20 protein-coding genes are annotated in these 16,745 nt (G+C 52.1%); 12 read left to right on the forward strand and 8 right to left on the reverse strand.

Annotated features, from left to right (window positions below):
* Positions 1-80: 80 nt before the first annotated feature.
* The 3 genes from M9H61_RS14135 to M9H61_RS14145 all read right to left on the reverse strand — a co-directional run bounded on the left by M9H61_RS14135 (position 81) and on the right by M9H61_RS14145 (position 1,554).
* Complete coding sequence (locus tag M9H61_RS14135) at positions 81-278, reverse strand: helix-turn-helix transcriptional regulator (RefSeq protein ID WP_250281134.1); 198 nt, start codon at positions 276-278, stop codon at positions 81-83.
* Positions 275-643, reverse strand: coding sequence for a hypothetical protein (locus M9H61_RS14140; protein WP_250281136.1), 369 nt, complete (start codon positions 641-643; stop codon positions 275-277). Before M9H61_RS14140 ends, M9H61_RS14135 begins: the two co-directional genes overlap by 4 nt.
* Before the next feature lie 206 nt (positions 644-849).
* Positions 850-1,554, reverse strand: a complete 705-nt coding sequence (locus M9H61_RS14145) for a Tim44/TimA family putative adaptor protein (RefSeq protein ID WP_101246692.1) — start codon at positions 1,552-1,554, stop codon at positions 850-852.
* Positions 1,555-1,895: 341 nt separating this feature from the next.
* Here M9H61_RS14145 and M9H61_RS14150 point away from each other — a divergent pair, with 341 nt between their 5' ends.
* Both M9H61_RS14150 and secB read left to right on the forward strand, forming a co-directional pair.
* A complete protein-coding gene (locus M9H61_RS14150; RefSeq protein WP_250281137.1) occupies positions 1,896-2,480 on the forward strand; it encodes an FxsA family protein in 585 nt (194 codons plus the stop codon).
* Positions 2,481-2,850: 370 nt separating this feature from the next.
* Positions 2,851-3,345: a protein-export chaperone SecB gene (gene secB / locus M9H61_RS14155; RefSeq protein ID WP_101246690.1), complete on the forward strand. Its 495-nt coding sequence runs from the start codon at positions 2,851-2,853 to the stop codon at positions 3,343-3,345.
* A gap of 113 nt (positions 3,346-3,458) precedes the next feature.
* On the opposite strand, the gene hemJ is transcribed toward secB, so the two are convergent.
* The 3 genes from hemJ to hemE all read right to left on the reverse strand — a co-directional run bounded on the left by hemJ (position 3,459) and on the right by hemE (position 6,401).
* Positions 3,459-3,887 (reverse strand): protoporphyrinogen oxidase HemJ, encoded by a 429-nt coding sequence (gene hemJ, locus M9H61_RS14160; protein ID WP_250281140.1) that lies wholly within the window; start codon positions 3,885-3,887, stop codon positions 3,459-3,461.
* A gap of 158 nt (positions 3,888-4,045) precedes the next feature.
* A complete protein-coding gene (gene hemH / locus M9H61_RS14165) occupies positions 4,046-5,161 on the reverse strand; it encodes a ferrochelatase (RefSeq protein ID WP_250281146.1) in 1,116 nt (371 codons plus the stop codon).
* Between the two features lie 199 nt (positions 5,162-5,360).
* A complete protein-coding gene (gene hemE, locus M9H61_RS14170; protein ID WP_250281148.1) occupies positions 5,361-6,401 on the reverse strand; it encodes a uroporphyrinogen decarboxylase in 1,041 nt (346 codons plus the stop codon).
* Between the two features lie 682 nt (positions 6,402-7,083).
* Here hemE and M9H61_RS14175 point away from each other — a divergent pair.
* From M9H61_RS14175 to rho, 9 genes are all read left to right on the forward strand, one after another.
* Complete coding sequence (locus M9H61_RS14175; protein ID WP_101246687.1) at positions 7,084-7,908, forward strand: pyruvate, water dikinase regulatory protein; 825 nt, start codon at positions 7,084-7,086, stop codon at positions 7,906-7,908.
* 28 nt (positions 7,909-7,936) lie between these two features.
* Positions 7,937-8,536 (forward strand): nucleoside triphosphate pyrophosphatase, encoded by a 600-nt coding sequence (locus tag M9H61_RS14180; RefSeq protein ID WP_114112121.1) that lies wholly within the window; start codon positions 7,937-7,939, stop codon positions 8,534-8,536.
* A gap of 121 nt (positions 8,537-8,657) precedes the next feature.
* Complete coding sequence (locus M9H61_RS14185) at positions 8,658-9,524, forward strand: shikimate dehydrogenase (RefSeq protein WP_250281150.1); 867 nt, start codon at positions 8,658-8,660, stop codon at positions 9,522-9,524.
* 78 nt (positions 9,525-9,602) lie between these two features.
* Positions 9,603-10,130 carry a dephospho-CoA kinase gene (coaE, locus tag M9H61_RS14190; RefSeq protein WP_250285062.1) on the forward strand — a complete coding sequence of 176 codons (528 nt, stop codon included), beginning with the start codon at positions 9,603-9,605 and terminating at the stop codon, positions 10,128-10,130.
* A 19-nt stretch (positions 10,131-10,149) separates the two neighbouring features.
* The gene (dnaQ, locus tag M9H61_RS14195) at positions 10,150-10,863 is read left to right on the forward strand and encodes a DNA polymerase III subunit epsilon (RefSeq protein ID WP_101246683.1); all 714 of its coding nucleotides are present in this window, start codon (positions 10,150-10,152) and stop codon (positions 10,861-10,863) included.
* Between the two features lies 1 nt (position 10,864).
* Positions 10,865-11,812 carry an ABC transporter substrate-binding protein gene (locus tag M9H61_RS14200; protein WP_250281152.1) on the forward strand — a complete coding sequence of 316 codons (948 nt, stop codon included), beginning with the start codon at positions 10,865-10,867 and terminating at the stop codon, positions 11,810-11,812.
* Positions 11,813-12,105: 293 nt separating this feature from the next.
* Positions 12,106-12,753: a Smr/MutS family protein gene (locus M9H61_RS14205; protein ID WP_250281154.1), complete on the forward strand. Its 648-nt coding sequence runs from the start codon at positions 12,106-12,108 to the stop codon at positions 12,751-12,753.
* The gene (locus M9H61_RS14210; RefSeq protein ID WP_101246680.1) at positions 12,750-13,109 is read left to right on the forward strand and encodes a helix-turn-helix domain-containing protein; all 360 of its coding nucleotides are present in this window, start codon (positions 12,750-12,752) and stop codon (positions 13,107-13,109) included. Before M9H61_RS14205 ends, M9H61_RS14210 begins: the two co-directional genes overlap by 4 nt.
* Positions 13,110-13,509: 400 nt before the next feature.
* Complete coding sequence (gene rho / locus M9H61_RS14215) at positions 13,510-14,772, forward strand: transcription termination factor Rho (RefSeq protein WP_101246679.1); 1,263 nt, start codon at positions 13,510-13,512, stop codon at positions 14,770-14,772.
* 103 nt (positions 14,773-14,875) lie between these two features.
* On the opposite strand, the gene M9H61_RS14220 is transcribed toward rho, so the two are convergent.
* Entirely contained in the window at positions 14,876-15,373 is a 498-nt protein-coding gene (locus M9H61_RS14220) for a lactoylglutathione lyase family protein (RefSeq protein ID WP_250281156.1), read from the reverse strand.
* A gap of 97 nt (positions 15,374-15,470) precedes the next feature.
* On the opposite strand from M9H61_RS14220, the gene M9H61_RS14225 reads away from it, so the two are divergent.
* On the forward strand, positions 15,471-16,355 hold the full coding sequence (locus M9H61_RS14225; protein WP_250281158.1) for a LysR family transcriptional regulator: 885 nt from the start codon (positions 15,471-15,473) through the stop codon (positions 16,353-16,355).
* Here the strand turns inward: M9H61_RS14225 and M9H61_RS14230 are convergent.
* Positions 16,336-16,629, reverse strand: coding sequence for a hypothetical protein (locus M9H61_RS14230; RefSeq protein WP_250281160.1), 294 nt, complete (start codon positions 16,627-16,629; stop codon positions 16,336-16,338). The genes M9H61_RS14225 and M9H61_RS14230 overlap by 20 nt on opposite strands.
* Positions 16,630-16,745: the final 116 nt, after the last annotated feature.

Consider the following 16,745-nt stretch of genomic DNA (forward strand, 5'->3'; position numbering starts at 1 on the left):
TTGCCCGCCACATGCTTAACAAGCCGATAATTCAATCGCGGCAATTGCCAAATTGGCCTCGCAGATCCTTGTCGCGGGTCCTAGTCGCCGTCAGGTTGGAAAATCTCTTCGATTGATACTGAAAACAGACGCGCAATGCTGAATGCCAAGGGAAGGCTGGGATCATATCGACCGCGTTCAAGCGCATTAACCGTCTGGCGCGATACCTTCAGCAAGGCCGCAAGATCGGCCTGTGACCAGTCCCTGTCCCGACGCAGTTCCTGGATACGGTTTTTCATCTGAACCGTATCCGTCCGATCATCACCCCGATAAACCAAAGTGCCGCCATGATCGGCCAGACAACAAACATCGAAACTTTCGGCAATCCCGACCCTTCCAGAAAGCCGTAACCAAATGTGATCAACGCCGTTCCGGCAAAGGCCATCGCAAGTGCTTCGAATTGCAATTTACGCTGCATTTCATCCATCTGGCGAATGGTCCGAACAATCACGGCACAGATAAAAATCGCCGGCAGCATTGGTAATAGCGAAATTATCGCCGCGATCATTGTCCGTTCAATCCCGTTGGACAACACGATTTGGGAAAAGACCAAAAGCGCGACATAGGCCGCCAAACCGGCACATAGCAAGACAAGATTGCGCATTTCTAAACCCCAAATGTAAAACATGTTTTACATAAGAAGCTTGGCACCAGAATGTCAAGCAACCTTGACATTGCAATCGGAATGTACGCCCAAAGAATACAGCCCAAAAACAAAGGGAAGCTTCCGATAGACGGAAACTTCCCTGATGTGAAACCGGCACGGAAATAAGCCCGAACCGGTTGATATCATTGCCTGACGAAGGTGGCTTACTGTGCTTCTTCTTCTTCCGGGGTCTCGGTCGCGACCAGTTGCCAGTTCGGGTCGCGGCTTTCGATATTGCGCGCAAAGGTCCAAAGGTCTTCGGCCTCGATCACCTTGTTGGGATCGCCGGAAACCACTTCGCCATCCGCATTGCGGATTACCGATACTTCTTCGGATACGAATTTCACCGTGACATAGGCGGTGCGACCTTCGAGGCTGGCATCATGGATGGTTGCACTTTTGATCCCGACCAGGGTGGTTTCCTCGTGCTCGCCTTTTTCGGCGCGCGCATCAATGGCGGCAGCAAAGTTTTTGTAAACTTCGGCCGAAAGCAGGGGATTGAGCCCGTCCTTGTCGCCCTTGGCGAAATATTCGACGATCATCTCGAACGCCATGCGGGCGCCATTCAGGAAATCCTGCTGGGTAAAGTTCGGATCGGATTTCTGAATCTTCTGCAGGGTCGCAAAGGTGCCCGACGGAACATTTGCCGCATCCTGACCGTTAGCAGAGTCCGGCAGGCGATAGACATTGTCCGTCTTTGATGCCGGCTCGTTCTGGGCGCCATTGGCGTCCTGGTCATGGGTCTGACGGCCAAAGATGTCGGATGGCCCCTGTTTTTCGTTGCCGGTGCGACGGCCAAGTACGCCGCGCAAACGCAGCACAAGAAAAACAGCAATCAGTGCGAATAGAAAGATATCGAAATACTGCAAGACCGATCTCTTGATCCTAATGGTTTCAAACAGGCAGGATTTGCATCACAACCGTGGTCGAGAGATGGTATGAACCCAACCAAATGCAAGGGCAACCAATGATCACATTCCTTCATGTGATCGTCTTCACCATCATATGGCGACGAAGAAGGCATTCTGCCGCATTTTTGTCGTCTTGGGATACTAGTTTCCCGACCAATACCTGTTGCAGATTAATGGGAAATCACTGAAATCCAAGTTGTTTTCTGCAAATGTTTAAGCACATTGTCAGGAATGACGTTAAAATGCAGCGCAATCATTGATGAAATCTGCGGTCAGACTGACCAAGGAACGGAGTAAAAATGGGTTTTTATTTCCTCGCGATATTCGTCGCAATGCCGATCATTGAAATCGCGGTCTTTATCCAGGCCGGCGAACTGATTGGCCTTTGGCCCACCATCGGCGTTGTCATTTTGACGGCAATTCTTGGAACGACGCTGATGCGGGCACAGGGATTACAAACCCTTGCCAAGGCCCAAAGCCAGATGGATCAGGGTGAAATGCCCATTGGGGCAATGTTTGACGGGATCTGCATCCTTGTTGCCGGTGTGCTGTTGCTCACGCCGGGCTTTGTCACCGACACCGTGGGCTTTTTACTTCTGGTGCCACCGCTGCGTCAGCTGGTCGGGGCAAAAGTGATCATGAAGCTGGTCCAGTCGGGCAATATCCGCACAAGTTTCAGTGGCGGCTTTTCAAGCCGTCCGGGTGGCCAGACCGGGGCAGGCGGTTCCGCTGGCATGGGTGGCCAACATCCCCGTGGTCGCGGTCCGATCATTGATGGCGATTTCGAAGATGTCAGTGGCAATGGCGCGGATGATCCGGCAAATCGATCAGATACCGGCACCTCAGATCCCCAAAACCCGCGCAATTTGCCGCCACGCGACTGATCTGAACTCCGCCTGAAATTCACGGGAAAATCACATTTTCAAAAGGTTGGCTTTGTTATCGGGCCAACCTTTTTGTCTGTAGGCACGGATAACACCAACATTTCGGCAGAGGATTTGAAAATGCTTTGTCATGGCAATCATCCAAACCCGCAGAAATATGGGTTTTGGGCCGGTTGTGATTGGCTTGCCCATGTCTGTTATCCGTGCTAGGCCAATTCATCTGCCGCAGTTAGGCGGCGTCAGAAACAAGCATTTTGGCCGGTTCGCGCCCCGACATTCATCATGGATTTGACCGGGGCGCCATCATAAGCGATCCGGCTGAACGCTTTTTTCTGACTAGGATTACAAGACTCAAGGGAGCTAGACTTTAATGGCCGAGAATACCACCGGTGCAGAAGGCGGCGCACAACAGCAGCAGCCGGCCGCAAATCCGATCACGATCCATACCCAGTACATCAAGGATCTTTCGTTTGAAAATCCGAATGCACCGGAAAGCGTTGCCCTGCAGCAGCAGCCGAAAATCAACATCGATGTCGATGTCGAGGCACGCACCACCCAGGATCAGAAACTTCATGAAGTCACCATCAAGATCAATGTCAAAGCTGACGTTGGTGACAAGGTCGCCTTCATTGCCGAACTGCAGTATGGCTGTGTCGTCACCCTGAATGTGTCTGACGAACATCGCCTGCCGGTTCTGATGATCGAAGTTCCGCGCCTGCTGTTCCCCTATGTTCGCAAAATCGTCGCTGACCTGACTGCTGATGGTGGCTTCCCGCCGCTGATGATGCAGCAGATTGATTTTGCTGATCTTTTCCGCAAGAAATTCGCCAAACAGATGGAAGGTCAGCCGGCTGGAAATGCCTGATTGACCCTGTAAACATCTATTTGGTTCGATACCAAAACAAAGGCCGCCGGTTTGGCGGCCTTTTTATTTTAAAATCGAAACGTTTTTGAACTAACGGGCCGCCGGCCTGTCAATCAGAACGGGCGGACGATCACCATAAAGACGACAATGATCATCAGGATCGTCGGTACTTCATTGAGAATACGGAAAAATTTCTGCGATTTCTCGTTGGCGTCCGCTTCAAACGCACGGCGATAACGCGCCATCATCATATGTGATGCGGTCATCAGAACAACGCATAACAGTTTTACGTGGAACCAGCCGTCCGACATCACACCAGCTGCATGCACCAGATATCCACCAAACAGCCAGGTTGCGATCATTGCCGGGTTCATGATTGCCCGCAACAGGCGGCGCTCCATGATCTTGAACTTTTCACTGGCTTCCGAGCCCGGTGCCACTTCGCAGTGATAAACATAAAGCCGCGGCAAATAGAGAAGGCCCGCCATCCAGGCGATCACGCTGATGACATGCAGGGACTTGATAATGCTGTATGTATCCATCTCTCTCTTTTCTCTGATTTGGCGGGTGGATCCGGATCGGCAAAGCTTCGGGTTTGCGGGATTCCTTGCCGTTAGATCGTCCGGAAAATTTTTCAAACCATAACAGCAATCAGGCCAGTTTCGAAAGGAAACCGGCCTGAAATCATTGATCTTTTAACCTAGATGCCAGCCGGCTTGAGACCGGGTTGCTTGGCCGTCGCACAGGAATGTTCATCCGGGCACCACCAGCCGCGGCTTTCGACCTTGTAATCATCCGGGCCTTTTTGATCGAGTTCATCCTGTGTTTGTTTCACAACCGAAACAAGACCATTGATGAATTTCGGATGCGAGCAAACGGTGCGGACCCGTTCGTAAACCGGGACATGTTTTTCATGCGCCAGTTCACCATATTCTATATCAAGCTCGACCAGGGTTTCCGAGTGCTCGGTCACAAAGGCAATCGGAACAACGACAATCGCCTTGTTTTCTTTGCCGGCACGTTCAATTTCGTCTTCGGTTGACGGCCCGATCCATTCCATCGGCCCGACCCGGCTTTGATAACACACATTCCAGTCAAGGCCGTCGATCGCCATCTTTTCGACGACCGCGGCCGACGTTTTTTCAATCTGCGACTGATAGGGGTCACCGCGCTTGGTGATCACCGCCTTGGGTACACCATGGGCAGAAAACAGGATACGCGGCTTGTCAATGCCAAGCTCGACCGTTTTGGCCAGGGCACGATCATATCCTTCACGGATCATCTCGGCCGATGCATCAACAAAGCCCGGATTGGTCGGATAACAGCAGGCCGTCTTGATCGGCGCACTCAGCCCGACCTTGTGGCAGGCGCGTTTCCAGTCCTTGACCGACGATCCGCTGGTTGTCGTGGAGAATTGCGGATAAAGCGGCAGCAATATCTGTTCATCCGCCCCCCATGCCTTGACGGCCTGGGCAGTATCATCGGCAAACGGTTTCCAATAGCGCATGGCGATGAAACAGCGGTTTTCATAGCCGTCATCTTCGGCATTCAATGCCGCCTCAAGCGCATCTGACTGTTCCTGGGTCAGTTCCAGCAACGGCGATTTGCCGCCGATATGATCATAGATCTCGCGGGCAATCGGTGCACGACGGCGCGAAATCAGTTTTGCCAGCAAAAACCGGAACGGATTGGGCAGACTGATGATCGCCGGATCATTGAACAGATTGAACAGAAACGGTTCGACAGCTTCGGGGCTGTCCGGTCCGCCAAGATTGAAAAGAACAATGGCGCGTTTCTTGCGCGTCGTTTCGGACATTTGGCTATCCTTCATGGCACAGCGTGTTTCAACCGGTTCCCGACAAACCGGAAATTTTATAAATCCATCGCGCTCCGGGGCCTATTTTGGTCAAACAGGTCCGAAGCGCAACAAACTTAGCCCACTATACGCATTGAATTTTTCAATCGATTTGATTGATTTCAAAAATCACAAAATAAAATGCAGCAATTGCCGACATTTATCCTTTGTAACCGCGGATGAAATTTACCAGCTTCTCGACATTTTCCGGCGGCGTTTCCGGTGTGATGCCGTGGCCCAGGTTAAAGATGAATGGCCCGTTGCCCAGCGTATCAAGAATGCGCTTGGTTTCATCGAGCATGGCATCGCCACCGGTGATCAGATACATCGGATCAAGATTGCCCTGCACCGGCCCCAGTTTCTGAAGATTTTGGGCAACCCAATCAAGTGGGACACCACTATCAAGGCCAACACCGGTCACACCGGTCTGTTTTTTGAAATCAATCAGATGCAATCCGGCACCGCGCGGGAAGCCGATAATCGGCAAATCTGGATGAACAGCACGCAAATTGGCAACGATCTGTTTGGTCGGCTCGATCACCCAGCGTTTGAAACCGGTTTCGGACAAAACCCCGCCCCAGGTTTCAAACAACTGAATGCATTCTGCACCGGCTTCAACCTGTTTGAGCAGATATTGCGTGGTTGCCTCGACCAGAATGTCGATCAGCTGGCCAAAGCCGTCCGGATCGCCATAGGCAAAGCGACGGATATTGGCAAAATCCTTGGACCCTTTGCCTTCGACCATATAGGTCGCCACAGTCCATGGTGCACCAGCAAAGCCGATCAGGGCCGTATGGGACGGAATGGCTTCTGACAGCTTTGAAACCGTCTCATAGACCGGTCCAAGCGTCTTATGAATGCCATCGACCGAAAGCTTGCCAAGGCCTGAAGCATCGCGGATGGCCTCAAGCTGTGGGCCTTCACCCTGCTTGAATGCCAAATGCTGTCCAAGTGCCTGCGGTATAACGAGGATATCGGAGAACAGAATTGCCGCATCGAAATCATAGCGCCTGAGCGGCTGCAAAGTGACTTCGCAGGCAAGATCGGGATTATAGCAAAGATCAAGAAATGACCCTGCTTCGCCGCGGGTTGCACGATATTCCGGAAGATATCGACCTGCCTGGCGCATCAACCAGATTGGTGGCACCGGAAGGGTTTCACCGTTCAGGGCGCGCAAGAAAGTCTTCGTCATGTTGGGCATCTGGTTTCCTGTTCGTCTGTCCCGATCGCTTTTTTATCTGGTTCCGGTCTTTGACCCGAGGACCTGGAGGCCAGTTTCGTTCACGTGAATTTTGTCCTGAGACCTGTGCCAGGACGTTTTCCACGTTCTGCCTAACAAAACCTTATTTAATAAAAAAGGATGTTGTTTGTAGGTGGTTCCCTGTGGATAACAGGGATTAAATTTAGTGCACAGTTTATTCACATTCCGACTCGGGAAAAATGATTCATCTCAAACCGGTTTGGGGAAAACTGTGTACGACTCCGAACGACTCCCAGACCTGAGCTTGGGAAAAGCCGATTTTGAATAATGGGGATAAGGTGAATAAGGCTGGTTTTTGCCGTCTTATCCCTGCTATTACGGGAAAAAATGATCACTTATCCCGCACGGGACATCTGGTTTGAGAAAGTTTGTATGAGGGGGAGGATAATTCCTGTGGAAAAAATCGGGCCGGAGTCGCTCCCGTTATCCACAATTGTCCACAGGCCCGACTCCACCCCTCTAACTCCGGGTTGGGCGAATGGGCCTTATCCATCCGGGTAGTGATCGAAATTTTGAACACCAAAATCCGGGTTTTTAAAAAGTTTGAAAAATCGCTTGGTGCGCAAAAAGTGGAAAAAGCAGGCTTGCATCGCCGGAATTTGATCGGAAACACGGATCGCTGATGGTCGACACAGACAATATTTTTCATCTTCATCTGGTTTCGGACTCAACGGGGGAAACCGTTGACGGTGTCGCGCGTGCCTGCATTGCCCAGTTTCCTGATGTCCGTGCCCATGAACATGTCTGGTCACTGATCCGGACCGAGGCCCAGCTTGCCCGCGTGCTTGCCGATATCGAACGCAATCCCGGTATCGTGCTTTACACCGTGTTTGACAGTGACATTCGCCGCAAACTCGAAGAAGGATGCCGCCGGCTTCAGGTACCCCACAGCCACGTTCTTGATAATACCGTCACCATGATGGCCGGTTACCTTGGCCAGCAGTCGCGCGGCCGAACCGGCGCGCTTCATAAAATGGACGAGGAATATTTCAGCCGGATCGAAGCGATCGATTACACGCTTTCCCATGATGACGGGCAATCTGGCTGGGATCTTGAAGAAGCCGATGTGGTGATTGTCGGGGTGTCGCGCACGTCCAAAACCCCGACTTCGGTCTATCTGGCCAATCGCGGTATCAAGACCGCCAATATTCCCTTTGTCCCGGGATGCCCGTTACCGCCCGAGCTTGATAAACTTAAAAAGCCGCTGGTGGTCGGATTGATCAAGGATGTCGATCAGCTGGTATCGATCCGCAAAAACCGTCTGCGCCAGATCGAACGCGGTGAGGGCGGGGATTATGTCGATCCGGTTGCTGTGCGTGATGAAGTGCATCAGGCAAGACGCTATTTTACCGATCGCGGATGGAAGATTATCAATGTTACCCGCAGATCGATCGAAGAAACCGCTGCCATGATCCTGGCAACCATGTATGACCGCCGCGGTCACTGATGAAATTTCAAACAGGATATAAAGACGCATGAACCATCGGCTTATTTTGGCATCCAGCAGCAAAGCCCGTCACACCATGTTGAAAAATGCCGGTGTCGATTGCGAAGCCGTGGCCTCGATGATTGATGAGGAAGGCTATAAGCAATCGATGAAGGCTGAAGGTGCCAGTGCCGCCGAAGCCGCCGAAACCTTGGCGGAAATGAAGGCATTGCGCATGTATCGTCAGCAACCCGATGCGATTGTGATTGCGGCTGATCAGATGCTTGAATGCAATGGTATCTGGTTTGACAAGCCACGCGACCGTGACAATACCAGGGCCCAGCTTATGGCCCTGCGCGGCAAGACCCATCAGCTGGTTTCGGCCGCTGTTATATATAAAGAGGGATCGCGCATTTGGGGCACCATTGATACGGCCCATCTGACCATGCGCAACTTTACCGAAGAATGGCTTGATGAGTATCTTGATGCCGCCGGCGACGAGATTTTCAATTGCGTTGGCGGTTATCAGCTTGAAGGTATTGGTGCGCAGCTGTTTACCGAAGTGCGCGGTGACTATTTCACGGTTCTTGGTTTGCCGTTATTGCCGTTGATCGGTTTCTTGCGTGATCATGGCGTGCTGAAGGCATAGAAAGACAACATTACCCGATTTTTGTTATGCATCATCCGGGTAATGCTACTTGCTATTTGCGCGATATTTGAAATCAAAGAAGTATAAAGACAAAACTCCGTCAGGCAGGAAACACCGCACAATGACAGCCCGCAAACCTTATCGGACACTTTCTGGAACCTCGCGCCTGGCCGGTGTGATGGGGTGGCCGGTATCGCATTCCAAATCACCGCGTCTGCATGGCTACTGGCTGGCCAAATACGGGATCGATGGCAGCTATATGCCGCTTCCGGTCGAACCGGAAAACTTTCAGGCGGCTTTGATTTCATTGCGCAATCTTGGTTTTTCCGGGGTCAATGTCACCATTCCGCAAAAGGAAATGGCCATGCCGGAATGTGATGAGCTCTCAGATCGTGCGCGCCGTATCGGGGCAGTCAATACCGTTACCTTTGCCAAGGATGGCCGGTTGCTTGGCGATAATACCGACGGGTTCGGCTTTATTGAAAATCTGCGTCAGGAAGCCCCGGACATTGATTTTACGTCTGGTCCGGCGGTGGTTCTTGGGGCCGGGGGCGCATCGCGGGCCATTTTGGTTGCCTTGCTTGATGAAGGCAGCCCGGAAATCCGTATCGCCAACCGGACCCGTGCCCGGGCAGAAGACCTTGTGCGGGAATTCAATGATCCGCGCCTGACGGTAATTGATTGGCCGGTATCGCCAGATGCCTTGTCTGATGTTTCCCTTTTGGTAAATACCACAAGCCTTGGCATGGTTGGTCAGCCGAAGCTTGATATTGGTCTGGACGGTTTGCCGACATCGGCACTGGTTACCGACATTGTTTATGCGCCGCTGATAACGGGCCTTTTGCAGCAGGCAAAAGACCGTGGAAATCCGATTGTTGACGGGCTTGGCATGTTGCTTCATCAGGCGCGCCCGGGTTTTCATCGCTGGTTTGGCATTGATCCCGAAGTAACCCAGGAACTGCGCGATTTTGTTCTTTCACCTGATTAAGCATGCAAAGGTGATCTTATCATGGTGATTTTGGGGTTAACAGGTTCGATCGGCATGGGCAAATCGACCGCGGCGGCGATGTTTCGATATCTTGGCGTGCCGGTCCATGATGCGGATGCCACCAACCATCTTTTGATGGCACCTGGCGGTCCGGCCTTTGATCAGGTGATTTCAGCTTTTCCAGAAGTTTTGCGCGATGGACGGATTGACCGGCAAATGCTGGGCAAGATTGTTTTTGCCGATGGACGCGCGCTTAAAAAGCTTGAGGCGATATTGCATCCACTGATCCGCGCCGCAGAGATTCGCTTTTTGCGCAGTCAGCGGATGCTCGGACGTAAACTGGTAGTACTCGACATCCCGCTTTTATATGAAACGGGCGGTGAAAAGCGCTGCGATATCGTTGCAGTTGTTTCAGCGCCAGGGTTTATTCAACGCCAGCGTGTTCTTGCGCGACAGGGGATGACGGATGAAAAATTTTCCGCCATTCTGTCCAAACAGATGCCGGATATGGAGAAACGGAAACGGGCCGATTACGTCATCCCAACAGGGTTGGGTCGGGCTGTAACTTTTCAATATATTCAGGGCATTGTTGATCATCTGAGTTGACCACCGGATCCAAGAATACATGCGTGAAATCGTCCTCGATACCGAGACCACAGGCCTTGATCCCTATGCTGACCACCGTCTGGTAGAAATCGGGTGTATCGAACTGGTCAATCACATGCCGACCGGTCGCCAATATCACCAATATATCAACCCGGAACGCCCGATGCCCAAAGAGGCGTTTGACGTTCACGGTTTGGGTGATGACTTCCTGAAAGACCAGCCGGTCTTTGCCGAAGTTGCCGATGATTTCCTTGAATTTATCGGTGATGATTCGGTCCTGGTCATTCACAATGCCGCCTTTGATATGAAGTTCCTGAATGCGGAACTTGAATGGCTTAACAAGCCGCGTATTGCCATGGAACGTGCGCTTGATACGGTTCAGATGGCGCGCAAAAAGTTTCCGGGATCGCCGGTAAGCCTTGATGCGCTGTGTCGTCGGTTCAAGATCGACAACTCCAACCGTACCCTGCACGGGGCACTGCTTGACTCCGATCTTCTTGCGCAGGTTTACCTGGAACTTCTCGGTGGACGTCAGCATGGTCTGTCGCTTGATCCCAATGCCCAGGATGCAGACAGCTCTGGCGGGAATGTCGGCCGGCGGGTTCTGGGGCCGAAATCCAACAGGCTGGAACCGCGCCCCCATGTGATCAGCGAAGAAGAACTGGCCGCCCATCAGGCCTATATCGAAAGCAAGGTCAAAGACGCCATCTGGTTAAAGAAGCAAGAGGCGTGACATGAAAAAACGGAATTGCCTGAAATTCCGTTCGCCACACCGGCGCCTTGCGACCCGCTTCTATTTGCTGTTTCTGCTTTTTGTTTTGCCTTGCATCCCGATTTTGTTTCCCACAGCGTCTTTTGCCGATGACGTGGCGGGAACGGTACAGTCGGATGAGGTTTCTGCGGAATTTGACGGGCGCTATATCATCCATCTTTCGGAAAATCCGCGGGTCCGGTCGTCAGACCGGCCTGAACCGGGCTATTTTGACAGTCTTGCCATCGAACTGTTCACCCAGGCTGGCATTTATGCGGAAATCGTGCCGCAAATGCCCTGGAAACGGCAGATGGAACTGGCCGAGCGCGAAGCTGGCCATGTGATTTATCCAACGACCCGATCCGATGACCGCGAAGACAAATTCAAATGGGTCGGGCCGGTCAGTCGCACCATCTGGAACCTTTACGGGTTTGAAGACCGCAATTGGTCGGATACCGGTTTTGAAGACATTCTTGAAAGCGCGCGTATAGGCACCCTGATGGGATCGGCCCGCGAAGCCTATTTGCGCGAACGCGGTGCCAAACAGATCGTAATTGTCCCGCGCGAAGAACTTTTATTGCCGATGCTTCTGGCAGACCGGATTGATCTGATTGCAATCGGTGGCAATGTGCTGCGTCACTATATTGACGAGATCGAACAAAAGGAAACCGGCGCAAACGTTCCGAAAATCGACGGGGCCGTGTCATATCGAAGTTGCTATCTTTATATAGCGATCAGTGGCGATGTACCGGATGAGGATATTTTACGTCTTCAGGCCCAGCTTGACGCGTTCAAACGTAACGGATTTTTTGTGAAAAACCGCCAGACGCACGGCTTGTCGACCAACCTTGATGGCAGTTTCCTTAAGGCGATGCTTGATCTTTCCAATAACGGGGTCAGATGCATTGATCTTGCCGGAAGCGACGATTAGGCCTTGGGCGATGTTTGGATGCCGGGCGGGGATTGGATCGACTAATTCATCGCATTCTGTTTGAATAAAATGTTTAAACAGACGTGGTATCGATAAAGGAAAGGCTTTATGCCTTTTGAAATTGATACCGGGTCTTGGGCGATGTTTTATGGCAAACCCAACGGGCTGCGTTCGATTAATCGGTGGCGGGTGTTCCCTTTCCCCTGGAACCCAGGGGGCTTTGGCGGAAATCCTCCTATCCACATATTAATCGAGTGCGGCAGAACGCGTTTAATTGGTCGATCTAGTTCCCAATGACACAGAAAAAAACAAATAAACGACGCCGTACCGTCAGTGACGAGGAAAAGACCCTGTGGGAGGTTTTTACCCGTGACGTCAAACCCTTGCGCAGTAAAAAGCGCAAAGGCGATGAAGTGGTATTTGATCCTGACGGCGACATCCACACCAGTGACACTGCCATTCCTCTGCCGGATACGCTTGGTGAAAGTCTGGAACGGTCTGAAGAAAACCGTGCTGCGCGCAATTTGCCTTCGGCGCGCAATGCCGATCGCGGACCTCAGGTCAAAAAACAGAGCCTTGCCGATTTGAAACCGGGTGTGACGGACGGGATTGACCGGTCAACCGCCAACAAATTCCAGAAAGGCAAAATGACAATCGACGGGCGCATCGACCTGCATGGCATGACCCAGGATGTCGCCCATAATGCGCTTAATGCCTTTATTGAAGAAAGCTGGCGGGCCGGGAAACGTTGCGTTTTGGTGATTACCGGCAAAGGATCGCGCGCCGACGAATATGGACGCACCGGCCTTCTGCGCAGCCGCACCCCGCAATGGCTAAGTGCGCCGCGCCTGCGCAATCGCATTCTTGCCATCAATCAGGCCCAGATCCAGCACGGTGGAGCAGGGGCCTTTTATGTTTTGTTGAAACGGAGACGCCCGTGACACCTTTTGGCAATCGCATCAGGGAATTGCGGGCCCGCAATAATGTGACACTGACCGATATGGCAACGGCGTTGCAGTTGTCGCCGGCCTATCTTTCCGCACTTGAACATGGCCATCGCGGTCGCCCAAGCCCCGGTTTGGTGCAGCAGATTTGTGGTTATTTCAATCTGGTGTGGGATGAAGTTGACGATATCAAACGTCTGGCCCAGCTGTCGCATCCCAAAATCACCGTCGATACCGCCGGGCTTGAGCCCGAAGCAACCGAGCTTGCCAATCTTTTATCCGAACGGATTGCCGGGCTGAGTGATGATCAGCTTGGGCGGATGCTTGAAATTCTTCGTGAACGCCATCCATAAGACCCGCCCGGGATCGAAAAACGGGTCAAATACAGTCATTTCTAATATTGGGATCGGAAATTTGCGGGGTCAAACCGGTTGTTGAACCTGTTAATTGCAGGTTTTGTGCCCATATATCCGAAGTCTGGCGGCAGAATCGTGTTTTTTACACAACGCTGCGGGCAAAATAGCTGCATTGCGTGAAACACGGTTTGACTATTCCCGTTTTCGAGGTTATCAATCGGGGGTGTTTCGATCCAGAAACATGAAAAGCCCTGCCTTTCTTGCAACTACAAGGTTTGGAACCGTCCGCACGCCCCAGCATTTGACTGAGTGCCTTGCCTGACGGTCAACCGCATATCTTCTTCTTATCCCATAAAATCTTCGCCCTTCCGGCAACCACAGATCATTAAACGCACATATGCATCTTCAGGAACTCAAAAAGAAATCTCCGACCGAGCTGCTTGCCCTGTCTGAGGAACTCGAAATCGAAAATGCCAGCACGCTCCGCAAACAGGAGCTGATGTTTGCCATTCTCAAACAGTTGGCCGAGAACGACCATGCCATTTTTGGCGAGGGGGTTCTCGAAGTGCTGCCCGATGGTTTCGGCTTCTTGCGTAGCCCCGAGGCAAACTATCTTGCCGGGCCCGATGACATTTATGTCAGCCCAAGCCAGGTTCGCCGTTTTGGTCTGCGGACCGGTGATACGGTCGAAGGCCAGATCCGTTCGCCCAAGGAAGGGGAACGCTATTTCGCGTTGCTCAAGGTCGACAAGGTCAACTTTGATGCACCGGAAAAAGTCCGTCATCGCATCAACTTTGACAACCTGACCCCGCTTTATCCTGATCAGCCGTTGCGCATGGAACGTGAATCCGATCAGGAAGGCAACAAGGACACCACCAACCGCGTGATCGAACTGGTATCACCGCTTGGTAAAGGTCAGCGTGCCCTGATCGTCGCACCGCCGCGTACCGGTAAGACCGTGATGCTGCAAAATATTGCGCACGCGATCGAGGAAAACCATCCGGAAGCCTATCTGATCGTTCTTCTGATTGACGAACGCCCGGAAGAAGTGACCGACATGGACCGTTCGGTGAAGGGTGAAGTCATCAGCTCCACCTTTGACGAACCGGCCCAGCGTCACGTTCAGGTCACCGAAATGGTTCTGGAAAAGGCCAAACGTCTGGTCGAACACAAGCATGATGTTGTCATTCTGCTTGATTCCATTACCCGTCTGGCCCGTGCCTATAACACGGTCGTGCCAAGCTCGGGCAAGGTTCTGACCGGTGGTGTTGATGCCAACGCCCTGCAACGTCCGAAACGGTTCTTTGGTGCGGCCCGTAACATCGAAGAAGGCGGGTCGCTGACCATCATCGCAACTGCCCTGATCGATACCGGTTCACGCATGGACGAGGTCATCTTTGAAGAATTCAAAGGGACCGGTAACTCCGAACTGGTTCTGGATCGCAAACTGTCCGACAAACGTATCTTCCCGGCGATTGATATCCTTAAATCGGGTACCCGTAAGGAAGAGCTGCTTGTCGACAAGGGCGTTCTGTCCAAGATGTGGGTGCTGCGCCGTATCCTCAACCCGATGGGGCCGCAGGACGCGATGGAGTTCCTTCTGGGCAAACTCAAATCGACCAAGAACAACGACGATTTCTTCGATTCCATGAATGGATAATCGAAATCCGGCGCAAATGGCCGGATACAGATAATTGTCTGATGATTAAACGGGGCCGGATTGGCCCCGTTTTTTATTGTCTGATGATTGGCGATCAAGCGGTTCAATATGCGCCTGCTGAATAGGTCAGCTCGTAGCTGTGGCTATAGATTTCAAAGACATTGCCAAACGGGTCTTCGACATAAACCATGCGATAGGGTTTTTCGTCGGGATAATAGTGGCGGATCGGCATGCGTTGTTTGCCGCCATGGGCCTTGATCTTTTCCACCAGACCTTCGACATCGGGATCCTGGACACAGAAATGGAATGTTCCGGTTTTCCAGTATTCCAGATTGTTGTCCGGACGTTGGTTATCGGGAAATTCAAACAGTTCGATGCCAACACGATCACCGGTCGACAGATGGGCAATGCGGAACGATTTCCAGTTTGCGCCAAAGACATCGGTGCACATCTGACCGATATCACTGTCATCTTCGGTGATGGTGGTCGGTTCCATGATGACGTACCAGCCAAGAACTTCGGCATAGAATTTTACAGCAGCCTCAAGATCGGGGACCGAGATGCCGATATGGGAAAAGGTGCGCGGATAATGCGATGACATTGCTGTGCTCCTGAAATGTGAAAGGTTGGGCACAGCTTTGATCGGTTATGATATAAGTAAAATAGACGAGAACTTATTTATTCAATAAAATATTGTTATGAATATATCGCCAATCTGGTTGAAAACATTTTGCACGGTGTGTGAATCGGGGTCCTTTACCCGCGCCGCCGATCGCCTTGGCCTGACCCAGGCCGCAGTCAGTCAGCATATCAAGCATATCGAACATGTTGTCGGCCCGGTTTTCCTGCGTCAGGGGCGCAAAATCGAACTGATGCCCGCGGGCAGGGCGCTTTTGCACTATGCCGCCGAGATCGATGCGGCCGCCCACCGGCTGGCCCGTCGGGTATCACCGGATCAAAGTCATGCCGGGGCAGTCAAAATCGCCACACCGGGCAGTTCCGGACTTGGCATTTATGCAGCCCTTCTTGATCTGCAGGACCGACATCGTGACATCGCCATACATCATCGCTTTGCCCCGACAGATGATATCATTGATGCGGTTCTTGATAACAAGGTGGAGCTTGGCGTCGTCACCCAGCGTCCCGATGATCCCAGGCTTCGCGCCGAGAAAATCGGGATTGAGCCGCTTGAACTGATTTTACCTGCCGGGGTGAAGATCAGGGAATACCAGGATCTTGTTGAAATCGGGTTCATTGACCATCCCGATGGCCCATCAATGGCGACCCGGTTGCTTGGTCAGGTGTTTCGCGAGTTTTCCGGTGTAAAATCAATTCCGTGCCACGGATTTTCCAACCAGATTACCCTGATTCTTGAGCCGGTTGCCCGCGGGCTTGGATTTACCATTCTGCCGACCTTTGCCCGCAAGGCGTTTCGCGATCAGTCGAAAATCACGGTGTATGATCATGATCCGAAAGTTTTCGACACCCTTTATGTCATATCGCGCGCCGAATGGCCGTTATCGGCCCTTGCCCGAACCATCGTAAACGAGATCCGGGCCGTCATCAGTGCAAAACAAGCGTAATTTCAGCAAGCGCACCGTCAAGTTTCTGACTTTCGATCACCGCATCGCCGGGTTCGACGCTGAAAGTGCCATGGCCCAAATGAATGCCGATATGATGGGTGCCATAACGCATGGTAATCGCCAGTTCGCTTGTTGTTTCAATCTCGCAGGTTCTGGCCTCATTGGCATCAAGATGATGGGGTGGATCGGATTTCCAGCCATCGCGCGGGGCAAGACTGGTCAAATGAAGGGGATTTTGGCTGCTTTCATTTCGCAAGGTCAGTTTCAATTGCATGTCCTGTGACAAATCCTGTGTCCTCCTGCGCCAATTTCATTGCTGATTTCTATGTGGGGACGGTTTTTCGGTCCCGACAGGGGATGAAGGCTTGAAACCATGCAAAAGCCGTGTGA

The organism is Thalassospira sp. GO-4 (assembly GCF_023588965.1).
Classification (GTDB): domain Bacteria; phylum Pseudomonadota; class Alphaproteobacteria; order Rhodospirillales; family Thalassospiraceae; genus Thalassospira; species Thalassospira povalilytica.